Here is a 22,511-nt window from a genome sequence, read left to right on the forward strand (position 1 = left end):
TATAAGACAGTTAATGGTTACGAAATCTTTTTGTCGTACAAGTTTGCTGCTAATCTAATAAATATTGTGATATAAATGAAGAAAAAGCTTTTATTCGAGGTGATATAATGAGCAGAAGTTTTATAATAGACGGTTCTATTATATATACTAATTACAGTCAGATTATCGGTCAGAGCAAATTTGAAGAACTCCTCAGAGAGTTTGTCGATATATTAAAAGAAAAACAAAGTCCTTTGCTGAACGCGCTGAATGCATTCAAAGTAAACAGCGATTATGATGTTCATAGATTTACTGAATATCTCCATCTTCTCACCATGAGAAATATAAAAGAAATAGGAAATATCATCTATTATGTTAATCCAAAAGATTTGGAACGTTTCATAGAAGCCTTTTACACTTTCTGGCGCTCAAAGCACCGATTTATGGTACGTAACGAAAAATACGCTGAAGACTACAACAGAAGAGCGAGCATAGAATACACGGTTACCATGATAGGAGATCAGTTCAAAGCTACGATAAAAAATCTATACAGGGAACTAATGATGAATGTATCAAACACCTTCCCGACTGTAATGAGGCAACTACCCAGTGGTGCGCAGGTAATGTTTCTGATACAGGAGCCAAATGGTGAAAAGTACCGAAAAAATGAATGGGTAACGAAAATTCCCACTGTTTGGGGAGCTATTTTCGATCCGCCTGCAATATTTTACACAAAATCTAACAAAAGGCGCGGTATTTTACCAGTGGTTGAAAAAGATATACTCAGCGAAATAACACTTGATCCAAATGAATGGTACAGATTTGCTATTTATGTTGGAGATCTATTGATGTACAATTTTGTTCACGTTGAATATTTAGCCCATGGTGCCGGGTTAGCTAACCTTTTTGAACTTGCAACCCCGAAAGATCTCGAATCCAGAGAACCTGACGGTATTTTGATATTTGGCTTGCCTGCGGATAAAATACCAGGTTATAATGAGAAATGGAGAAACGGAGTAATATTCAAGGAAGAAGACGGCTATACCGGAGTAATACCTGCTTTTGACGAGAACGATTATTTTGGATATATGAAAAAAACTACTCTGACTATACACAATCTTATAAAAATTGATCGTGGCAAATTACCTATACATGGTTCCATGGCGCGTATTACCTTAAAAAGCGGAAAGAGCGTTGTTGCGATGTTTGTCGGTGATAGCGGTGCAGGAAAAAGTGAAACGCTTGATGCACTCAACAGATTAGAAGAAGTTGCACAAATTGATACAATTATTGATGATATGGGGAGCCTTGACATAATAGATGGCCATGTTGTAGCTTTTGGTACGGAAACAGGTGCTTTCGTAAGGCTTGACGACCTGCCCCCCGGATTTGCCTACTCAACCATGGACAGGAGTATATTTATGAATCCTGATCAGATTAATGCGAGGGTCATTGTTCCGTTCAACAATTACAATGAAGTAATCACCCCAACTCACATTGATTTCTTTCTCTATGCGAATAATTATACGGAAGTTCATAATGATGAAGAGCGGATAGTCTTTTTCAAAAATCCAAATGAAGCGCTTAAAGTTTTTTCTGAGGGAAAAAGAATGAGCAAAGGTACCACTTCAGAAACCGGTTTAACGAACTCATATTTTGCTAATCCGTTTGGAGCTATTCAAAGAAAAGAAGAACATCACAGGATAGCAGAGCACTTCATAAAAAAGATGTTCGAAACAGGTGTCAAAATTGGTGAAATCCGAACAATGCTTGGCGTGCAAGGGTATGAAAAAGAAGGAACTATGCTTGCCGCCAGAGCACTTTTAAAAGTTATAGAGCAGATCTGATATGCTACGTTGCTTTGATCAAAACAACCAGATATTGTTTTGGAGTTAAAGTAATATTTGTCTTAATAGTTTGATCATTGTCAAAAATGTGCTTGATTTTTTGCTCGTCCCAGGAAATGTTTTGAATCAAATAAAGTTTGTCAGATGACAAAGGTAACCGCAATTTTTTCACCCTTACTGCATCGTTGTCTGTGTGATAAAGATTTATGCTGGTTTGCTTAGCGATGTACCTGTAAAATAAATGGGATTTGTCTGTAAAATTCACTGATTCGCTGGTTGATAAAATATGTTCGATTGGAAAATTGCAGAAGAAAACCTTACCTTTCCCAATTGTATTTTCTATCAATCTCAACTCGCGTTTATCTAAGTTCTGGACTTTTACGTTATTCGGGCACTTTGAAAGAGGGGCGTAAGATTTTTCCCATATCCCGCAATGATCCGTTTTAATCACCCAGCTGTTATTTTCGAAGGAAAGAGAAATTGATTCATTCAAAGCACTGTTCAGACCATATTTCAAATTAAACTGACAGCTTGTCAACTTATCGATATTGTGAGACCAGATACCCTGTTGAAAACCACTGTTTCCCCAATAATAGCTTAGATAAAGATTTCCACCTTCGCAGACATACTCATAAAGAGCTTCCCATGTGGTGGCAAGATATTTTCTCTCACTTGGTAATATGACAAGTTTGTATCGTTTCCAGCGTTTTAAATCTGCTTCTTCTGCAAAATCAATAGAGAAACCGGCTTTCGAAGACATTGTTAACGCCTGAAGCATGTGTTTGAATGTTTCAGCTGGACTGTCGTGGCTGAATGGGTATTGAGTATTATAGTAACTCGGGACAAGAATAACTGCTTCACTATTTTCCATCTGTGAATTTCTCAGGTTTAAAACAAACTTGCTGAAGTTTTTAACTTCTTCAGCGGCGGCTTTTAAAACCCCATTTTCTCTTACAATACCAAATTTCAATTCAAATGGGTGATGTATATAGGGCTTTACTGATACAAGATCAAAGTCATTCAGACACCAGTTAATTGCTCCTGAAGCACCGGATAAGAGAGAATTTAACAGAACTTCCCTGTAGTACAGAGCTATATTCTCGTCTGAAGCTTGAGAAGATGACGCGCCAAATTCTTCAAGAAAAACTGGTAATCCATATTGTGAAACAAACCTCACTGTGAACTCGCTTAACATTGAATGTCTGTACTCGTCGGTTTCACTCAGGTACAAATGTGGGCCGAAGAAATCCACAACATTTGATAATTGCTTTAAATTAAATCCATTTTCCCCGCCAAAGGCATTCCAGCAACCATCTCCTGTGCCAACTAATCTATGCAGGTCAATTGACTTTATTGCTTCTGTCAGTGATTTAACCCACCTTATTATATTGTCTGGTGTATCGGCACTCCCATAAATAGGCATTTCATTTGAAAGAATGTAGCCGTAGATCGATTTGAAATCTTTTATCTCTGAGACCACATTTTTTACAAAATATATTTGCTGTTCAAGCATAAACGGATCACTGTAAAGATTTCTTGATTCTCTGAAAGCAATATCATGGTTTTCACCAGACATATGCCCGACGATAAACGTTGGCATTGTTTGAATACCGATATCTTCACACAATCCAAGAAATTCTTTATACCTTGCGAGATGTTTTTCACTAATAGAGTTTGGCGCGGGAAAAAATGTTGGCAAATACAGAAAACTTCTGCACAAGCTCATGCCAAGATCTTTCATTGTATGCAGCTTTTTTTATAATCTCCGGGTTGTAGTATTCATCTTCCCACATCATAAAAGCACCGCTTTTTGACCAGTAATTTGTGCCTATCAAAAATTGCATCTGATCACCTCGCAGAAAAACTTACAAGCAAAATGAAAGAACTGGCTATTGATACGCCACATACAATGGCGATTATTTTCCATAATAAAGACCAGCTTTTTCTCGAATAATAAGCAGGTCTTGGGGAAAGCAAATATCCAAGAAGCATGCCGAGAGCAAAACCACCAACATGAGCGGCATTGTTGATGCCGCTGCCTGGTATGAACCCGTAAATTATGTTAAACAAAATCATTGGCAACAAGGCATAGCCAGTAAATTGTTTCATGAAAAAAGGTGTGTCTCGCCTGAAACCAAGAGAAAATAATATCCCTACCAAACCAAAAATAGAACCGCTCGCCCCTACGGAGATTGCCCTATAGTAAAAAAGATGTGTTGCGATATTGCCGACAACCCCTGTTGCAAGATATGAAAAGATAAATTTTTCTGGGCCGTAAACAGATTCAACGATTGTCCCAAAATAAAAAAGGGCATAAGAATTGAAGAGCAAATGAAGCAACCCGCCATGCACAAATATAGCTGTTATAAGCCTGTACCATTCTCCATCACTCACCAGAGGACCGTACTGAGCGCCAAATCTTATGAATAGGTATGTTTGACTGCGGAAAGCTGACAGATTGCCAGCAAAAAACATCACAATAGCTATTAAAACATTAACTGCTAAGATGATGTGTGTTATTTTCAACGTTCTCACACTGCGGCACCTCCTGTGTCCATTATAAACTACCACAAAAAAGAAATACTTGAAAAGAATCCTTGTCTATGGTATAGTTACATTAAACCTATTGCAGGGGGGAAAAGTTATGTGGCGAAAAGCATTTTTGGTTGTACTAACATTTTTAGCGGTTTTGAGTTTTGCTAAGACCCCAAAAGATACTCTTGTTATAGCAGGCAACACAGAGATATTTATTACTCTTGATCCGGCTGTCTGTTATGAAACATTTGCATCTGCGGTGGTAGAGGCAGCATACGCTGGACTTGTAAAAATTGAGCCTGTTAACGGTGTTTTTACACCTGTACCGGAGCTTGCTGAAAAATGGGAAGTTGTAAATAAGGGTGATGTTACCGAATGGATTTTTTATTTAAGAAAAGGTCTGGTATTTGCCAATGGAGATCCATTGACGGCAGAGGATGTTGTTTTCTCTTTCAAAAGGGCTCTGACTATCAATAAATCTCCGGCATGGTTATTCAACGAACTTGGTTTAACAGCTGAAAATATGGAACAAACAATCGTAAAAGTTGATGATGGCACCGTGAAATTAGTTACCAAGCCCCTTGCCCAGAGCATCGTACTTTCAATACTCTCCGGTCCGTGGGCAGGAGTTGTGAACAAAAAGGTTGTACTTGCGAACGAAGTAAATGGTGACCTCGGTCAAACATATTTGACTGATAAATCGGCTGGTGCTGGTCCATACCAGGTTATAGAATGGAAGCGTAAAGAGCAGGTTGCGATGCAGGCAAATTCAAGATACTGGCGCGGCGAGCCAACATTGAAGAGAATCATAATAATGGATGTTCCGGAAGAAACAACGCAATTCTTGTTAGTACAAAAAGGTGATGTAGATGTAGCATGGAATATAACACCAGAACAAGCCGCACAGCTCAGAGAAACAAAGGGAGGACCTGTTAGATTGATTGTAACTGCCTCTCAATCAAATGAGTATGTAGCCATGAATGCCCAATGGGGACCGTTTAAAGACGAACGCGTCAGGCTTGCCATAAAATACGCTATTGATTACGATGCGATCATAAAATCAGTCAGAAGAGGTTTTGCAATTCTCAACCAAAGTTTCATACCTATCGGATATCTTGGTTTTTCAAACAACAACCCATTTAAGAGAGATGTGGAAAAAGCAAAACAGTTGCTGGCAGAAGCAGGATACCCGAATGGGTTTGAAGTTGAGTTGTTGACCAATACAACAAATATTCGTCAGAATGAAGCCGTGGTAATCCAGGCTAATCTTGCAGAAATAGGTATTAAAGCAAATATTTCCCTGATGCCCGCGTCGGAAATGTACGCAAAATACAGACAACAGGGCACACAAATAATCGTCGCTGGCTGGGGAATAGATTATCCCGATACAGATAATCTGGCTAAACCTTTCGCTGATTACAGAGTAAAACAACTTGCGTGGCGAAATATGTGGTATGATGATTATGCAGCAGATCTTGCAGAAAAGGCAGGATTAGAAATGGATAACAATAAGCGTGTCGAGATGTACAGAGAACTTGAGAAATACTGGATGGAAAAGGGTCCATTTGCGATGCTTTATCAACCAGTCAATTACTGGGCAGTCAGTAGCGATGTCGTGGGTTTTGAAAAGGCAGGAGAAGGTTACAGTTTGATTTTTGATTTCACTAAAATTTCCAAGAAATAATACTTTAAGTACAAAAGGTGGTGGGGAATCCCGCCACCTTTTATTTGAGATTTTGGGAGGATTTTTCAGAAGATGAAGCTTACATCTTTTATTTTAAAAAGACTGTTGCTGATGATTCTGGTTCTTCTGGGTGTATCTGTAATAGTTTTTGTGGTTGCCCGAGTTATCCCAGCTGATCCTGTCGGAGCCATCTTGGGAGGAAATGCTCCACCCGATCTGATTGATGACATGAGGCATCGCCTTGGGCTTGACAAACCTTTGATAAACCAATTTCTCGATTACATGTTCGGTTTATTGAAGGGGGACCTTGGTGTATCTTTAAAGAGCAATAGACCCGTGACCACGGATATAGCTGACTTTTTTCCGGCAACACTTGAGCTTGCGATTGCTGCAACTTTCGTGTCGATTTTGCTCGGTATTACACTCGGAATTTTTTCAGCGGTGTACAGAAACAGATTCATAGATCATTTTTCGAGGGTTTTCTCAATACTCGGGGTATCCATGCCTGTTTTCTGGACAGGTCTGTTATTGCTGCTGCTCTTTTATTACAAGTTAGGATGGTTGCCAGGAACAGGGAGGTTAAGTCTTTTCACTCCAGCGCCAGATAGAATAACAGGTTTATTAATTATTGATTCATTGCTGACTCTAAACTTTGAGGCTTTTAAGGATGCTCTATCTCACATAATTCTACCGGCTGTGGTTCTGGGATATTCCGCCACGGCTTCCATTGCAAGAATTACCCGTTCGAGTATGCTCGATGTTCTCAGACAAGATTATATAAGAACTGCAAAAGCAAAAGGCATTGGCAAAAGATTGGTTATATACAGGCATGCCTTGAGAAATGCATTGATACCTGTCGTGACAATTATTGGCTTAACTTTTGGTGGTTTACTTGAAGGCGCTGTATTGACTGAGACAATCTTTGGCTGGCCAGGGCTCGGCAGGTACATTGTCAATGCGCTTTTATTTCTGGATTATCCTGCTGTTATGGGTGGTACTCTCTTTGTGGCTGTTGTTTACTCACTGGTTAATCTGGTAGTTGACATAATATATGCTGTTTTAGATCCGAGAATGCGTGTTTAGGGGTGATTTATTTGACAGATTTGAAAACAGAAACAGCTGTTTCCAAATGGAGACCGATTATAGAAGACTGGAAGCACACTTTTTATTTATGGAGACGCGCTAAATTGGCTATGATTGGAACATTTATCGTAATAGGTTTCATTCTTATGGCAATCTTTGCTCCCTTGATTGCACCATATGATCCGGTGAAGACAGATTTGCCCAGCAGATTGCAACCACCAAGTGCGCAGCACATATTTGGAACTGATCAATTCGGTAGAGATATTTTCAGTAGAGTTATGTATGGTGCACGTATTGAGGTCTGGATCATATTTCTCGTTACGGTAATCAGCGGAGCAATTGGAATAGGTGTTGGCGTGACTGCCGGATATTTTGGCGGAGCCATTGATGAAATATTAATGCGTATTACAGATATTTTTCTCGCTTTTCCACGACTTATTCTTGCGATGGCTCTCTCCGCCATGCTTGGGAGAGGTTTAACTAATGCTATAATCGCTATTTCCTTGGTTGAATGGACTGTCATCGCGAGACTTGCTCGGGCGGAGGCAATGAGGGTTAAATCCCAGCCTTATATCGAAGCAATAAGAGCCGTGGGCGCTGGTAATTTCAGAATTCTGTTTTTCCATGTTTTGCCGATGTGTTTATCGCCCGTTCTTGTTCAGTTGACATTGAGAATGGGAACGATTATTTTGACGGCTGCCGGGCTTGGTTTTCTTGGTTTGGGAGCACAACCTCCTACACCAGAGTGGGGCGCCATTGTAAGCGATGGGAGGAGTTATTTGGTACAGCAGTGGTGGATTTCAACCTTTCCGGGTTTATTCATAGCTATAGTCGTGCTCGGTTTTAATTTACTTGGTGATGGTATCAGAGATATACTCGACCCAAGACTCAGGAGGTAAATTATGAATCGAGGCTCATTACTGAATGTCAGTAAATTACGCGTGGTTTTTTATACTTACAGAGGTGTTATAAAGGCTTTAAATGGTGTGGAGCTTTGGTTGAATGAAGAAGAGCGACTTGGGATAGTCGGTGAAACTGGTTGCGGGAAATCTGTCACAGCACTTTCAATAATGCGTTTGATAGAACAACCAGGTGAGATAGTATCAGGTAATGTTTTATTTAACAATCAGGATCTTTTAAAACTTGATGAGAATGAAATGGATAAAATAAGAGGGAAAAAGATTTCTATGATTTTCCAGGAGCCAATAGCAGCACTGAATCCGGTTTTTAAAGTAGGCTTCCAGATAGCTGAGACAATTGCTCACAGCCGTGAAATAACAATAAAAGATGCATATTCTCAGGTTCCTGAAGCACTTGAGATGGTCGGACTTGATTGGCAAAGAACGAAAGATCTCTATCCGCATGAATTGAGTGGGGGTATGGCCCAGAGAGTCATGATCGCTATGGCCTTAGCAGCAAGGCCAAAGCTTCTCATAGCAGACGAACCAACTTCTGCGCTCGACGTTACCATACAGGCTCAAATACTTGAACTGCTTGATAAATTGGTCACCGTCGGAAAAAATGCGGTTATACTGATTACTCATGATCTTGGAATTGCTTCTGAATTTTGTGATCGTGTTGCTGTTATGTATGCTGGAAATGTTATTGAAGTGGCTAAGAGCGAGGAAATATTCAACAACCCACTTCATCCATATACTAAAGGATTGATTGAGTCAATACCTGTGATAGATAAAAGTAGAGACCTTAAAGGCATAGCTGGTACTGTTCCTGATTTGGTTGATCCACCGTCGGGATGCAGATTTCATCCGAGGTGCAATCGAGCTTTCGACAAATGTTCAAGTGAATTGCCATCGCTTTTAGAAATTGAACCAGATCATTTCGTGGCATGCCACCTTTACAATTAGGAGGCGTTGTTTGTGGAAACATTAGTCAAAGTTGAGAATCTGAAAAAATACTTTGAGATCAGAAAATCCTTTTTCTCAAAACCTCTGTATGTGAAAGCAGTTGAAGATGTGACTTTCCAGATACCAAAAGGTTCTATATTTGCTGTAGTAGGGGAATCCGGGTCTGGTAAAAGCACGCTTGGAAGAACTATTTTGAAGCTTATTGAACCAACGTCTGGAAAGATATTCTATGGCGGCAACGACATAAGTGAATTAACTCGCAAAGAAATGATGGAATACAGACAAAAAATGCAGATTGTCCAGCAAGACCCCTACAACTCTCTTCACCCGAGAAAGCTTATAAAAGATATCATTGGTGAGGGTTTGAAGATTCATTTCGATATGAGATCAGATGAAATATATGTAAAAATCAGGGATATTCTCGAACTTGTTGGTTTGAGAGAAGAACACATGTTCAGATATCCACACGAATTCTCTGGAGGGCAAAGACAGAGAATAGCAATAGCCAGAGCGCTTGTACTAAAGCCGGAATTTGTGGTACTTGATGAACCTACCTCTGCATTAGATGTGTCCGTTCAGGCGCGCGTCCTTGCACTTTTGAAAGAGTTGCGCGAGAAATTTTCACTCACTTATCTGTTTATAACACATAACCTGGCAGTTGTCGATTATATGGCGACGAATGTCGTTGTTATGTATCTTGGGAAAGTTATGGAGCTTGGTTCTAAAGATGACATTTTCAAAAGAGCTGCTCATCCTTATACATCTGTTTTACTTGATTCCGTACCGACTGTGGGGAGAGGGAAAAGAAAGCACTCTGTTCCACGTGGCGAAATACCTAATCCGGCAAATCCTCCAGAAGGATGTGTTTTTCATACAAGATGCCCGAAGGCACAGAGTATATGCCAGCAACAGGTTCCCGATTTTATCGAGGTAGCCCCCGGGCATTTTTGCAGATGCCATTTTTGTCGTTAAATTTTTTCCTGTTCGATTTGTTTTTCAAGGCGTTTTAGTATCAGATTTGCTCCTGCAACGCCTTTGAATGTATTGTTTTTTATTATAGAAAAAGCCACTGTTAAAACCATGTTTCCTGTAGCACGGGACTTAATAGGATCTGACACTGTCCAGTCTGTTTTGTTTTGCTTCAAGTAGTTAAAATATTTTCTGTCAGATATATTTCCTTTTTTGCCTGTGCTGGTTATAAAGTTTCCTTTTTCGTCTGCTATAAAAAATGCTTCGTAAATGTCGCCTTTAAGCTTTAAGAAGTCCCTTACTTTGGGCTCAAGGCTTGTCCAGTCAAGTTTCTGGCATTCATCAGATAAGATTAAATCACGTAAATCTTCAAGTTCTTTTACCAGCCATTTTCTTGTTCCAGTAAGCGTTCTGAGTTTAAGAGACTTTATTGTGAGAATTTCACTGCTATTCGAAAGATTCCGCGAAAGTGTGCTGAGTTGCTGAACGGCTTTGTCGGTTTCTTCCACAAAGTTGAGTATTTCACTTGCAGTTGTTGCGTTGCTGTTCACGGCGGATTCTATTTCCTGGGTAGATCGTATTTGCGAATCTATCGCATACAGAACTTCGTTCACTATATTTTTGAATTCAGAGATGCTCTCTTTTAATTGTGAAAGAGAAGAATTGAATTCTTCTCCAAAAGCCACGGTTTTTTCCACAGAATCAACAACTGTATTGCTTTTATCGATTGATTCATTAATAGTAATCTCTATATTTTTAACCTGATCAGAAATTTCCTGGGCAGATCTGTGAGATTGTTCAGCAAGTTTTCTAACTTCATCAGCGACAACAGCAAAACCACGTCCATGTTCACCAGCTCTTGCAGCCTCTATTGCCGCATTGAGAGCCAGAAGGTTTGTTTGCTCGGCTATTTGTTGAATTACTTTTACCATTTCCCCTATCCCCTGGGAAACTTTTCCGAGCCTGCCCATCGTTTGAACGAGATCATTCAGCCTTTCCTTAGCAACGAGATTTTCATGAGAAAGATCATCCACTTCTTTTTTCAACTTTAAAACATCCCGTTCAAGGTCTTCAAATTTGTATTGCATCTTTCCGGTACTTTCTTCTACCATTTTGGCGCTATTTGCAATTTCATTTGCTCCTGATGATGTCTCTTCCAGAGAAGCGGTGAGTGACTGAATCAATTCTGATATTCTTTTAGACCTCTGCGAGAGCGTGTTAGACATACTTTCCATTTGTTTTGAGGCATTGGCGAGATCTTCGGCATCTTTTTTAAGGCCATCTGAGGATATGAAGAGCTCTCTGAAAAGATTGTTTGTTTCGTCTGCCTTATCTTGAATGGACTTTACTTGAGACGGCTTTCTTCTGAGGAAATTTCTTATCAGTACAAATACGATGATGGCACAGAACAGTATAGAAGTTAACAACTGTGAGTAAGACGTCCTGAACAGAGAAAAGAGCAATCCTGCGATACTAACGAAAACAATGACTATACTCATTGTTATACCTCCTCGAAAGTTTATCGATTTTATTATATATTAGAATTGTTGTAGAATAGCTGAAGACGAAGCAGGAGGAAGAAAATGATTAGAGAATTCATCTGCGGTTTTCTCATTGGCCTGGCGAATCTTGTGCCTGGAATAAGCGGTGGAACAATTGCAGTTGTTTTGGGGATTTATGAGAAATTAATTATGGCGATTGTTGGCATCCTCAAGTTAAAATTTTCTAAGGATCAGCTGAAAATGGTTTCTTTTGTTGGCGCAGGTTTGGTCATTTCTATTGTACTCGGATCAAAATTTGTAAACTGGTCTCTAAATCATGCTGCCGGCTTCACCTACGCAGCATTTTTTGGCTTTGTTGTGGGTACTGTACCATTTCTGGCAAAACAACTTGGTAAAATTAAAATTCATTACATAGTGTTTGGAATCATTATATTCCTTTTCTTGGAATACTCCAGTATATCCTTCAACACTTCAAAATTTCTTTTTCCAGTTGTTGGTTTTATTTCAGCTTTTGCCATGGTTATACCTGGTTTGAGTGGCTCTCTTGTTATGCTTATTTTTGGTGTGTATAACGATGTATTGAGTGCAGTAAGTTCAATGAAGATAGATTTACTGTTTTTGTTTGGTTTTGGTGCAATCTTTGGTTTGATTTTTGCTTCTATTTTTATGAAATATCTCTTTGAAAAATTTCTTGTTCAGACAAGAAATTTCATTTTTGGGCTGGTGATAGCGTCACTTTTAAAGATTCAGCCATTCGATAAGCAGAGTTTTTCATTATATGGGTACCTTTGCGTGATGGTTGTTATAATAATTACGGGATTAGCCTCATTTCAACTCGCAAAATCTTCAAAACTCGAGCAGGGGTAGTTATGATATAATTTTCATTCGAAAGGAGGGGGAATAGATGAAATTTACACGTGCGATGTTTCTTATATTAATTTTGCTTTCTGCCATGACTTTTTCCAGGACTATAACTGTTGGTACCAGTGCAGATTTTCCACCTTTTGAGTACATCGAGAATGGTCAATTTGTTGGGTTTGACATGGATCTAATGCGGGAAATTGCAAAAATCGCCGGATTTGATCTGAAATTTGTTGATATGAGTTTCGATTCGCTCATTCCTGCACTCCGTGCCGGTCAGGTTGATGTAGTCGCGGCTGCAATGACAATTACTGACGAACGGAAGCAGGTGGTAGATTTTTCAATTCCATACTGGACAGCAGATCAAAGTGTGATTGTTAAATCGGAAAGTCCTCTAACTATTACCGTTCTCTTTAGCAAAGGAAAGATCGGAGTTCAGACTGGTACAACAGGTGATTTGTGGTGTACAGACAATCTGGTCAGTACAGGTATGCTCCCTGAAAAAAATTTGAAACGATATGACACCTTTGTACTTGCTCTAAGCGACTTGTTAAATGGAAATATAGATGCGATTGTCCTTGACTCGCCGGTTGCAAATAGATTTGCTGCTACAAAACCCGTCAGAGTTGTTGGAATAATAACAACAGGTGAGCAGTACGGCGTGGCTGTTAGAAAAGGGGAAAAAGAATTGCTTGAAAAAATAAACAATGCTATAAAGGTTCTTAACGAATCTGGAAAAATGTCCGAGCTTATTGATAAATATTTCTGAGCTGAGTGGGGGGTTAAACCGTAGACAAATTTGTACTGGTCATTTATTCTCTGCCTTATCTGTTTCGGGGCACACTGGTTACCATAGAGTTGACTGTTCTTGGACTGGCGGTCGGCTTGATCGTAGCAGTACCTGTGAGTTTTTCACAGATTTATGGTAACCGTGCTGCCCGCCTGTTAAGTTCTTTTTATGAAAAGATTTTGAGAAGTATACCGCTTTTAGTTTTACTCATGCTGATCTTCTATGGATTACCAGAAATAGGCATAAGACTTGACCCATTTCTGGCGTGTGTACTTGGGCTTGGTTTAAGAAGCTCGGCTTACCAATCCCAAATATTCAGAGGAGCTATATTATCAGTTGGCAAAGGTCAGACTCTCGCGGCCATGTCTATTGGAATGACAAAGATTCAGATTTTCAGATATATTGTCTTTCCGCAGGCACTTCGTTTTTCCATAGCTCCATGGACAAATGAACTCACCATAGTACTTAAAGATTCTTCCATGGCGTATGCACTTGGTGTAGTGGAACTTTTAAGACAGGGAAGCTATATTATTTCCACTACTTATGAGCCGATGGTAATCTTCATTACCTGCGCTGTAATATATTTGATCATGACATTGTTGGCCAATAGAGTTATGATGTTTCTTGAAAGGAAACTTCAAGTACCCGGTTTTGAAATCAAGGAGGTTTCGCGTTGAACAATATTGTCCTGAAGGTGGAAAACCTTAAAAAGAGTTACGGAAAAAACGAGATCCTTAAAGGGGTGTCACTTGAGGTTAAAAAGGGAGAAACTAAAGTTATAATAGGACCAAGTGGTACAGGAAAAAGTACTCTTCTTGGTTGTATAAACAGATTGGTGGAACCAGACTCAGGAAAAGTGTATCTTGATGATGAAGAGATAACATCTCATAATATTCATAAAATGAGGCAAAAAATAGGATATGTTTTTCAGGATTTTAATCTTTTCAACCATCTTACGGTTCTTGATAATGTCAGAATAGGTTTGGTGAAGGTGCAGAAGATTCCCAAGGAGGAAGCTACGAAGATTGCGATGGAACAACTTGGAAAAGTAGGTCTTTTGGAAAAAGTAAATTTGTATCCAGCACAGCTTTCTGGAGGGCAAAAACAACGTGTAGCGATAGCAAGAGCTCTTGCTATGAGACCAAGGCTGATTCTTTTTGATGAACCGACCTCGGCGCTTGATCCAGAACTGATCGGTGAGGTTCTTTCTGTTATGACAGATCTTGCTAAATCTGGAATGACCATGCTCGTTGTTACGCACGAACTTGGCTTTGCTCGGACTGTTGCTGATGAAATAATATTTATGGAAAACGGAGTTATAGTTGAACATGGACCGACCAATCTTATATTTACAAATCCTCAGAAAGAAAGGACAAGACAATTTTTAAGAAAACTGAGTGAACTTTACGGAGAGGAAAAAACAAAATGAGCTTCTGGGAAATTGCGATTTTTTCTCTTCCAAAGTTACTCAATGGCCTTGTTACAACTTTATATATGACATTATTTGCTGCGATAACAGGATTTATCATGGGAATCATTTTGTGCGTGGGTCGTATCTATGGAAGAAAAATAATCAGATTTATTTGCGCAGGTTTTATAGAACTAATTCGCGGTACGCCAATGCTTGTTCAATTATTTATCCTTTACTATGGTCTACCAGTCTACGGAATAAGGCTCACTCCTTTAATGGCGGCTTTAATTGGGTTTTGTATAAACAGTTCTGCTTATCAGGCAGAATATATTCGCGGAGCCATACAGTCAATCGGGTCAGGACAAATGGTTGCTGCTCTATCAATAGGAATGACAAAATGGCAGGCTGTGAGGTTAATAATCCTGCCCCAGGCATTGAGGAGAGTTATACCCGCATGGACTAATGAGTTCATATATTTGCTGAAATATACATCGATGGCTTATATAATAGGAGCACCAGAGATGATGGCTCAGGCAAAATTTATTGCAAGCAGAAATTTTGAATTTTTCAAAGTATATCTCCTTACTGCTTTTATTTATATAGCTCTGGTGTGGCTGGCAACAGTTCTTTTCTCAAAACTTGAAAAAAGATTGCAGATTCCCGGTACTGTGGTTGGAGAAAGGTAGATCAGGACAAAAGTTCTTTTAAAATCTGTGGCTCTATTCTAAAAAATGATCCCCTTCCCTGCAGAAAATGGTGTTTTTCAAAAAGATGTATAGAAAGATCACTAAGCGTTAATTGAAGATTACTGCCGATTTTTTTAATAACAACCACCCTTTTCCTGAAAATACCATCTTTAAATGGGCATGGGATAAATCCTCTCGCTTCGTAAAGCTGAACCTCCCATTTGTTTCTTACAATCACAGATTCTCCAAGGCCCTTCAAAGCTTCATTCATCATTTCTTTCATCCATCTGGAAACTTCTTCAAAGCTCAGGTTAAATCTGGCCATCAAGTTTTCATCGGTTTGAATTATATCCGCAAGATTTCTACTATCTTCTCCCAGAAAACCCATAGAGCTTATAACACCTGGTTGCATGTTTTTTTGAGCTTCGATGTATTCAGGAGGCATTTTCATAACCTCACCCCTTATTATGCAAATTTGTCGTAATATATTTTTCCTTCCGGAATGTTGTTTTTTTTCATAACATCAACGCAGGCATTAATCATTCCCGGACTTCCACACAGATAGCCCTCCAAAGGTCTCGATTTATCAATTTTATCTTTCATATATTTGTCCAAAACCTCTGTTATCAGACCTACATCTTTATTCCATTGATCATCAGGGGCTGGATTTGAAAGTGCTGGTACAAAATGAAATTTATCCCATTTGCCTTCCAGATCCTCGAAAATTTCAACATAAAAGAGATCTTTTAACGATTTCGCACCAAAAAAATACCAGATTTCTCTGTTATTTATATTTTTTTCATATAGATCAAAGATTATAGATTTTATCGGTGCCATTCCGGACCCACCAGCTACACAAATCATGGTTGCATCTGTGTCTCGAACGTAGAACTCACCGAAAGGCCCGGTTATCTCAACCTGCTCGCCTTCTTTCATGTATTTATGAACATAAGTTGTCGCAATGCCCCCGGGAACCAATCTTATTAAAAGTTCTATTCTATCTTTCTGGCTTGGAACGGAAGATATAGAATAAGCTCTTTGTGTTGTCTGTGTTATTTTCTCATAAGGTGGAATCGAAAGTTGTATATATTGACCAGCCTTAAAATCGATAGATGGTGGATCTATCAATTTCAGTGTGAGTTCTTTTATATCGTATGTTACATTTCTTATTTTCTCGACAATGGCTTTGAATTTCTTTGCAAACAACAATTCCTCTGGTATTTCTATTTCAATATCTTTTTTCACTTTTATTTGACACGATAACCTTATGTTCTCTCTAATCTGTTCTTTCGTCATGTAAGGTGTTTCTGTTGGCAAATAAGGTCCTACATCTGAAAGTACCTTTACTTTGCAAACACCACAACTTCCTCTCCCCCCACATGCCGATGGTATGTATATCTGTTGTGAGGCCAGTGTAAAAAGTAATGGCGCTCCTCCTTTAACAGTAAGGGTTTTTTTCCTGTTTATGGTTATTTTCACATCACCGTAATTGTTGACAATGCTATCCAATATTACGATAACAGAAGCAAGCAATGAGCTTACCAGGGCAATTATGAGTGGAGCTGTTAAAACATGCATTTACTTCACCTCACTGAACTTTTATCATTCCGGAAAAACCCATGAATGCCATAGCCATTATGCCTATTGTTATAAAAGTCAGCCCGTTACCTTTCAAGCCTGCTGGTGCTGGTGCATTGTCTGTTTTTTTCCTTATTGCTGCCAGCAAAACTATTGCGAGCCACCATCCCAAGCCCGAACCCAATCCGTAGAACAGAGACTGGATTAGCGTGTATTCTCTTATTTGCATGAACAAAGTTACACCGAGTATTGCACAATTCACTGTTATCAAAGGTAGAAAGATCCCCAGGTTCAAGTACAAAGTCGGAGAAATTCTATCTATGATCATTTCCATTATCTGGACCACAGCAGCTATAACAATTATGAAGATAATATATCTGAGATACTCCAGTTCAAAAGGTACAATTATGTAATGATAAACGAACCAGTTGATCACAGTTGTGACAGTCATGACAAAACTAACAGCCATTCCTAAACCGTTTGAGGATTTCAAATCTTTGGATATTGATATGTAAGAGCACATACCGAGGAAATTCGTCAAAAGAATGTTGCTTGTAAAAATTGAAGCAAAAAGCAAAGTGATGGGATCAACAGTCATTTTTTCTCCCCACCCTTCAAAACAGCTGACTTAAAAATCCACATCAGGATTGCAACCACAAAAAATGCACTTGGGGCCATTACCATTATGGTCACTGGCACAAAATTAGCCGGCATAACTTTTAGATCAAAAATAGTTCCAAAACCGAGCAATTCACGTACAAAAGCTACGATTATTAGTACAAATGTATACCCAAGCCCGGCAGTTAGACCATCCAAAAAAGAAATAAGAGGAGTGTTTGATTGAGCAAAAGCTTCTGTTCTGCCCATTATGATGCAGTTAGTTATTATCAAGCCAACATATGGTCCCAGAGCTTTGCTCACCTCTGGAAGGTATGCCCTCAAGATAATATCAACAATAATCACATAAAATGAAATGATAAGCGTTTCCATCATCATTCTGATTTTGCGCGGAATATAATCTTTTATCAATGAAACAGTGAGATTGGAAAAACCTGTTACCAATGTCACACCTATAGCCATTATCAGGGTATTTCTAAGGTTATTTGTTACAGCGAGCGTTGAACATATGCCAAGTATCTGAACAAGTATCTGGTTTTCAGTTAAAATATTTCTCTTTGTTATTTCAAAAACTCTGTTCACTGTTTCACCCCCAGGATAACCCTCAATTTCTCGAGATATTCGTTGATGATTTTCTCGACAGCCTTGGATGTTTGCGTTGCACCTGTTATGGCATCCACCTTACCGTTCTCGTGATTTTCATCTGCCTGCCCGATGGCTGTTACTGTTATTCTGCCATCGATCAATTTTTCAGATTTAAATTGTTCTTTGAACCAGTTTTCCTCTATTCTTCCACCAAGTCCGGGAGTTTCATTTTGAGATATAAAATCCACTCCTGCTATTCTCTCTACATTTTCATCTGTAGCTACAAAGCCTGAGATTGTACTCCACAGCCCATTACCTGTAAAAATAATTCCATAGAGTTTTTTTCCTTCAACTACCGTAGAGTAGATATTTACACCATCTATTTTTTGAATTAAAACATTCTTTTTGAATATGTTTAGAGCTTCTATATCGTTTTTATATTCGATTCCAAATCCATTCAAAATGGCTTTTATAGTGAACAAGCGTTGATTTTGACTAACTCGCTCACTCGTGGCAGAATTCAAAAAAGATAACACGAAGACAAAAACAAATGTAACAACGAAGGTGAATGTTATTGTATACAACTTACTCTCTTTTTTCATACCTTCACCTTCTTTTTTGCCATCAGTTCATCAAGCAAGGAAGCAGATGTGTTTCCAAGTAAGACAGCAAAACTTGTACCTTCAGAGAAAAGCGAAAAGGTCCTTATTAAAACACTACAGATACCTATGATTACCCCATATATCCATTGAGAAGATGTTTTTTTGGGAGCTGAAACGGGATCTGTTGCCATAAAAACAGTTACAAAGAGAAAACTTCCAGAAAGTAGCATGGGTAAAGCTGGTGGCCCGAGATGAAAAATATCAAACAGTAATGTCAGCAGGGTTGCCGAACCAAAAGTTGATACCATTATTCTCCAGCTTGCGGTTTTTGTGATAATAAGATATACTGCTGCCAGCACGATAAGTATTATGCTACTTTCGCCTATAGATCCCGATCTAAAACCAAAGAAGAGTTCCTCTATATTGAGTTTTTGTCCTGATCTAAGTAAATCTAACGGCGTTGCAGATGTAAAAACATCTGCTTTCGGTATTATCCACTTTGTAGTCATCTGAATAGGAAAAGATATATAAACAAACAACCTTCCAACAATTGCCGGGTTGAAGACATTTCTGCCGAACCCCCCGTAAACTTCTTTCGCAAAAAAAACGCCGAAGAACGCGGCAATAACAGCAATCCACCAAGGAGTGAGAGGAGGTAATGACAAACTTAACAGTGCGCAGGTAACCAGCACGGCTTCACTTACAGGTTTTTTCTTCCGGCTTTCCATTATATATTCTGTAAATATGCCACTAATAAAAACCAGAAGGCTCAACCAGATGGTTCTTAAACCATACAGATAAATCGAAAAAACATAGATAGGTATCAGGGAATACAAAACACGCCTCATCATCGGTTGTTTCTGAAACAGAGGCATTTATTATCCCTCCGGGTTTTATTATACTATTGTTTCTCAAAGGATACAAAATGAAATAAAAAAACGGGGATATAATCCCCGTTTTGAGCAAAAATTGCATTTACTCTCTGATGTATCTCGGATTTGAATCGTAATCTTCTATAAGACCGTTTAATGCTGTTTGTATGTATTCTACAACGATACTGTCCATTCTGAAACCTGTATCATATCCAGGCAGATCCTTGAGCATTGTATATCCATCTCCACCCTGAGCCATGTAATTGTTGGTAACCACTGTATAGATTTTTTCTGGAATAATTGGTTCATTATTTATCTTTGCTTCCACTACCTTTCCAGCAACACTCTTCCACGTTAAACCTGAGGTGTGCAGAAAGGCACCCTGACCTTCCTTTATTGTTGCAGCATAATTGAGTACTTCCATAATCTCTTTGCCGGTCATTTTGATCACATACAGAGTATTTCCAAATGGTAACACTGTTAGTACATCTCTTATGGTTATTTTTCCAGATTTTATTGATGCTCTTATGCCGCCGCCGTTAGTCAGAGCCACATCTGCTCTTGTCTTCCAAGCCATTGCATCGCAGATCAGATTCGAAAGATTTGTGTCTCGTGCCCTGACGTTGGTTCTTTCACCATCGAGAATGATCTTTGTTTCACCAATAACTGCATCTAATTTTTCACTTCCAAGCGATTTGAAATAACTCAGAACTGTTCTTACGTAAAAGTTTTCCGTATACGGTTTTTCGGCGTATTCATAGATATCTTTTCCTGAATCGTCTTTGCCTTTGTAGATTTTCAAATTAACTGGTATGGGTCTCCAGTTCCATGAAACGATTTTCCCGTCCTGAATTTCCAGATCAAGCCTTCCAACATATTTACCCCATTCCCAGGCCTGAACAACGATGGTATTATTTACTATCTGAGCTTCATCAAATTTTGTATGACTGTGACCATCAACGATTACATCTATTCCGCTCACCATTTGAGCCAATTCTCTGCTTGTTGTTTTGCCTTCTCCCTGTGGTTCCCAACCGAGATGGACTAATGCGATCACTACGTCGGCCTTTGATCTGAGCTCCGGTACAAGTTTCTTACTTGTTTCGATGGCATTCGAAAAAGTTGCACCATTTAAGTGAATGGGTTCTAATATAGCTGTTTCTTCTGTGGTAAGTCCGAAGATAGCAACTTTCAGATTTTCAAAATCTTTGATTATGTAAGGTTCCTGCTTGATTATTTCTTCTGGATCAGCAAAATTTGCACAAACAAATGGAAATGAAGCAAGCTTCATCTGCTTGGCAAGTGTTGTTTTCGGTTTGTCAAATTCATGATTTCCAAATGTTGCTGCATCGAGTTTCATCATATTCAGAGCAACAATATCAGGCGCTGCATCAAGCTGATCAGATTCAGGAACCCCTGTGTTCAGATCGCCGGCATGAAGGAAAAGGACATGTCCGCCCTGAGATTCAACTTCTTTTCGAACTTCCTCTACAATGGTAGCAATTGCTGCAAAACCACCTATATCAGGATTGCCGCTTTCGCTAAAGGTCCATGCGTGGCCGTGAGTATCGTTGATGTGCAAAATGGTTAGTCTTGTGGCAAAGCCAAAACAAACGATCACGAGAAGCAAAAGAGCCAGGAACTTTCTCACCTTAAAAACCCCCTTTCTGATAATAAAAAAGCTGACATCATTATCCTAAGGAACTCTGGCAAAAATATTGTACAAAATTTCAAAAAATTCTTAAAGACATGTATTCTGGTGAAAATGGCAACATTTCAAATCAAGGTAAAAAATTCTCATCAAATTTCTTGTGACCGTTTATGTATATGAATCTTAGAAAATCGACAAGCCTTTTATATTTAGCCTGATACATAATTGACTGAATCAAACCTGCTGGTAATTGAGATTGACAAATTGATTCGAGTAATTCCTGCGTTGTGTATGTTTTGAGCCTTTCTATTTTCAGAAATTTTGCAACATCTTCAAGTACTTTGAGACAGATCGTGTTCGGATTATCGGATACTGATAAAGTTTCGAGTCGTAATCTTGGCAATATGTATTGACTGTACTGAACTTCTGGCTTCTCTGATACAGGAATACCAACACCCAATAAAGAGGCAGCTATATCTCTTTTAACAGGGTCAAGATTTTTAAACAGAAATCCAATTATATCTGTATTATCTGCTATGTAATAATTTTCACCGTAGAGTTTTCCAAAATGCGCGAGAGTATCCAGATAACCTTCAAGGAGATATTTTCTGGAAATTTCTGGATCGAAAGTAAGTATAGTTGCAAAATGCTCCCGGGGTCTTATGTATTCTATTTTCCCTCTGTCCATGAATATTCTTATATATTCGAGTATATCGGCTACGCCAACAGTGCCAATGTCAACAACAATTATGTTTTCATATCCTTTATCTATTGCCATTTTAAGTGGTATATTGCTGTAAACACCACCGTCAATGAACAACTTGCCACCTATTTCTTCTCGTTTAAAGAGAGGGAAATTTGCACTTGATAAGATATAATCAGCCAGCATTCCATCAGGTATTTCTTCTATGTAAAGCATGTATGGCTTTAGTTCAGACACAGAGTAGGCAACTAAACCATAGTGAACCTTTGAATTCCTGATTTTTTCTTCTGGAAGCAATGCCTTCAATTTTTCGCGCAATGGCGAGATATCAATACCTTTCTCGCTTATCAACTTTCTTGTGGCATCGATAGCCTCGGGAATACTTAAATCGGCGAATTTGCCGCTGATCAACTTTTTAACGCTTTCTGGTATATTCATTATGTCTCCAAAAGTCAATTCGAGCCAGCTTTTTTCAGCAAATTCATAATCCCCTATGCTAATCATTGCTCCATTGATAGCTCCGACAGAAGTGCCATAGACTGCGTCAATCTCAATCCTGAGCTCATTAAGAGCTTTCCAAACTCCTATTTGGTAAGCACCCCTTCCTCCACCACCAGATAAAATCAATGCGACACTTGTGGCTGCAGCTATAAAAGTTGACATTAACATCACCAGATTTATTATACTAAA

The 22,511-nt window shown here is 38.9% G+C and carries 23 protein-coding genes; 11 read left to right on the forward strand and 12 right to left on the reverse strand.

Going from position 1 to position 22,511, the window contains the following annotated elements; all coding sequences use genetic code 11:
* The first annotated feature begins 107 nt into the window (after positions 1–107).
* Positions 108–1,826: a hypothetical protein gene (locus TEL01S_RS04265; protein WP_028843281.1), complete on the forward strand. Its 1,719-nt coding sequence runs from the start codon at positions 108–110 to the stop codon at positions 1,824–1,826.
* A 4-nt stretch (positions 1,827–1,830) separates the two neighbouring features.
* Here TEL01S_RS04265 and TEL01S_RS04270 read toward each other — a convergent pair whose 3' ends face one another.
* The 3 genes from TEL01S_RS04270 to TEL01S_RS04280 are packed head-to-tail and all read right to left on the reverse strand — an operon-like array spanning position 1,831 to position 4,361.
* Positions 1,831–3,525, reverse strand: coding sequence for a glycoside hydrolase 5 family protein (locus TEL01S_RS04270; protein ID WP_028843280.1), 1,695 nt, complete (start codon positions 3,523–3,525; stop codon positions 1,831–1,833).
* Entirely contained in the window at positions 3,491–3,670 is a 180-nt protein-coding gene (locus TEL01S_RS11015; protein WP_028843279.1) for a hypothetical protein, read from the reverse strand. Before TEL01S_RS11015 ends, TEL01S_RS04270 begins: the two co-directional genes overlap by 35 nt.
* A gap of 4 nt (positions 3,671–3,674) precedes the next feature.
* Positions 3,675–4,361 carry a rhomboid family intramembrane serine protease gene (locus TEL01S_RS04280; RefSeq protein WP_012002899.1) on the reverse strand — a complete coding sequence of 229 codons (687 nt, stop codon included), beginning with the start codon at positions 4,359–4,361 and terminating at the stop codon, positions 3,675–3,677.
* Between the two features lie 109 nt (positions 4,362–4,470).
* Here TEL01S_RS04280 and TEL01S_RS04285 point away from each other — a divergent pair, with 109 nt between their 5' ends.
* From TEL01S_RS04285 to TEL01S_RS04305, 5 genes are all read left to right on the forward strand, one after another.
* Positions 4,471–6,045: an ABC transporter substrate-binding protein gene (locus tag TEL01S_RS04285; RefSeq protein WP_012002900.1), complete on the forward strand. Its 1,575-nt coding sequence runs from the start codon at positions 4,471–4,473 to the stop codon at positions 6,043–6,045.
* A gap of 72 nt (positions 6,046–6,117) precedes the next feature.
* The gene (locus TEL01S_RS04290; protein ID WP_012002901.1) at positions 6,118–7,128 is read left to right on the forward strand and encodes an ABC transporter permease; all 1,011 of its coding nucleotides are present in this window, start codon (positions 6,118–6,120) and stop codon (positions 7,126–7,128) included.
* 2 nt (positions 7,129–7,130) lie between these two features.
* Positions 7,131–8,027 carry a nickel transporter permease gene (gene nikC, locus TEL01S_RS04295; RefSeq protein WP_012002902.1) on the forward strand — a complete coding sequence of 299 codons (897 nt, stop codon included), beginning with the start codon at positions 7,131–7,133 and terminating at the stop codon, positions 8,025–8,027.
* Positions 8,028–8,030: 3 nt separating this feature from the next.
* Complete coding sequence (locus TEL01S_RS04300) at positions 8,031–8,993, forward strand: ABC transporter ATP-binding protein (protein WP_012002903.1); 963 nt, start codon at positions 8,031–8,033, stop codon at positions 8,991–8,993.
* 12 nt (positions 8,994–9,005) lie between these two features.
* Positions 9,006–9,965: an ABC transporter ATP-binding protein gene (locus TEL01S_RS04305; RefSeq protein WP_028843277.1), complete on the forward strand. Its 960-nt coding sequence runs from the start codon at positions 9,006–9,008 to the stop codon at positions 9,963–9,965.
* Here the strand turns inward: TEL01S_RS04305 and TEL01S_RS04310 are convergent.
* Positions 9,962–11,461: a methyl-accepting chemotaxis protein gene (locus TEL01S_RS04310; protein ID WP_012002905.1), complete on the reverse strand. Its 1,500-nt coding sequence runs from the start codon at positions 11,459–11,461 to the stop codon at positions 9,962–9,964. The genes TEL01S_RS04305 and TEL01S_RS04310 overlap by 4 nt on opposite strands.
* Before the next feature lie 84 nt (positions 11,462–11,545).
* On the opposite strand from TEL01S_RS04310, the gene TEL01S_RS04315 reads away from it, so the two are divergent.
* The 5 genes from TEL01S_RS04315 to TEL01S_RS04335 are packed head-to-tail and all read left to right on the forward strand — an operon-like array spanning position 11,546 to position 15,212.
* Positions 11,546–12,331, forward strand: coding sequence for a DUF368 domain-containing protein (locus tag TEL01S_RS04315; protein ID WP_012002906.1), 786 nt, complete (start codon positions 11,546–11,548; stop codon positions 12,329–12,331).
* Between the two features lie 37 nt (positions 12,332–12,368).
* Positions 12,369–13,094, forward strand: coding sequence for a basic amino acid ABC transporter substrate-binding protein (locus tag TEL01S_RS04320; protein WP_012002907.1), 726 nt, complete (start codon positions 12,369–12,371; stop codon positions 13,092–13,094).
* A gap of 59 nt (positions 13,095–13,153) precedes the next feature.
* The gene (locus TEL01S_RS04325) at positions 13,154–13,792 is read left to right on the forward strand and encodes an amino acid ABC transporter permease (protein ID WP_228369049.1); all 639 of its coding nucleotides are present in this window, start codon (positions 13,154–13,156) and stop codon (positions 13,790–13,792) included.
* Positions 13,789–14,544: an amino acid ABC transporter ATP-binding protein gene (locus TEL01S_RS04330; protein WP_012002909.1), complete on the forward strand. Its 756-nt coding sequence runs from the start codon at positions 13,789–13,791 to the stop codon at positions 14,542–14,544. Before TEL01S_RS04325 ends, TEL01S_RS04330 begins: the two co-directional genes overlap by 4 nt.
* Positions 14,541–15,212: an amino acid ABC transporter permease gene (locus TEL01S_RS04335; protein WP_012002910.1), complete on the forward strand. Its 672-nt coding sequence runs from the start codon at positions 14,541–14,543 to the stop codon at positions 15,210–15,212. The genes TEL01S_RS04330 and TEL01S_RS04335 overlap by 4 nt, the downstream gene beginning before the upstream one ends.
* 1 nt (position 15,213) lies before the next feature.
* Here TEL01S_RS04335 and TEL01S_RS04340 read toward each other — a convergent pair whose 3' ends face one another.
* From TEL01S_RS04340 to TEL01S_RS04375, 8 genes are all read right to left on the reverse strand, one after another.
* Positions 15,214–15,663, reverse strand: a complete 450-nt coding sequence (locus TEL01S_RS04340; protein ID WP_012002911.1) for a hypothetical protein — start codon at positions 15,661–15,663, stop codon at positions 15,214–15,216.
* A gap of 14 nt (positions 15,664–15,677) precedes the next feature.
* Positions 15,678–16,790 (reverse strand): NADH:ubiquinone reductase (Na(+)-transporting) subunit F, encoded by a 1,113-nt coding sequence (locus TEL01S_RS04345; protein WP_012002912.1) that lies wholly within the window; start codon positions 16,788–16,790, stop codon positions 15,678–15,680.
* A gap of 10 nt (positions 16,791–16,800) precedes the next feature.
* Positions 16,801–17,388, reverse strand: coding sequence for an NADH:ubiquinone reductase (Na(+)-transporting) subunit E (locus TEL01S_RS04350; protein ID WP_012002913.1), 588 nt, complete (start codon positions 17,386–17,388; stop codon positions 16,801–16,803).
* The gene (locus tag TEL01S_RS04355) at positions 17,385–17,990 is read right to left on the reverse strand and encodes an Rnf-Nqr domain containing protein (RefSeq protein ID WP_012002914.1); all 606 of its coding nucleotides are present in this window, start codon (positions 17,988–17,990) and stop codon (positions 17,385–17,387) included. The genes TEL01S_RS04350 and TEL01S_RS04355 overlap by 4 nt, the downstream gene beginning before the upstream one ends.
* Positions 17,987–18,595, reverse strand: a complete 609-nt coding sequence (locus TEL01S_RS04360) for an FMN-binding protein (protein ID WP_012002915.1) — start codon at positions 18,593–18,595, stop codon at positions 17,987–17,989. The genes TEL01S_RS04355 and TEL01S_RS04360 overlap by 4 nt, the downstream gene beginning before the upstream one ends.
* A complete protein-coding gene (locus tag TEL01S_RS04365) occupies positions 18,592–19,470 on the reverse strand; it encodes an RnfABCDGE type electron transport complex subunit D (protein ID WP_012002916.1) in 879 nt (292 codons plus the stop codon). Before TEL01S_RS04365 ends, TEL01S_RS04360 begins: the two co-directional genes overlap by 4 nt.
* A 100-nt stretch (positions 19,471–19,570) precedes the next feature.
* Positions 19,571–21,118, reverse strand: a complete 1,548-nt coding sequence (locus TEL01S_RS04370) for a bifunctional UDP-sugar hydrolase/5'-nucleotidase (protein WP_012002917.1) — start codon at positions 21,116–21,118, stop codon at positions 19,571–19,573.
* 130 nt (positions 21,119–21,248) lie between these two features.
* A complete protein-coding gene (locus tag TEL01S_RS04375) occupies positions 21,249–22,484 on the reverse strand; it encodes a patatin-like phospholipase family protein (RefSeq protein ID WP_028843276.1) in 1,236 nt (411 codons plus the stop codon).
* Positions 22,485–22,511: the final 27 nt, after the last annotated feature.

It is taken from the genome of Pseudothermotoga elfii DSM 9442 = NBRC 107921, assembly GCF_000504085.1.
In the GTDB taxonomy this organism is placed as follows: domain Bacteria; phylum Thermotogota; class Thermotogae; order Thermotogales; family DSM-5069; genus Pseudothermotoga_B; species Pseudothermotoga_B elfii.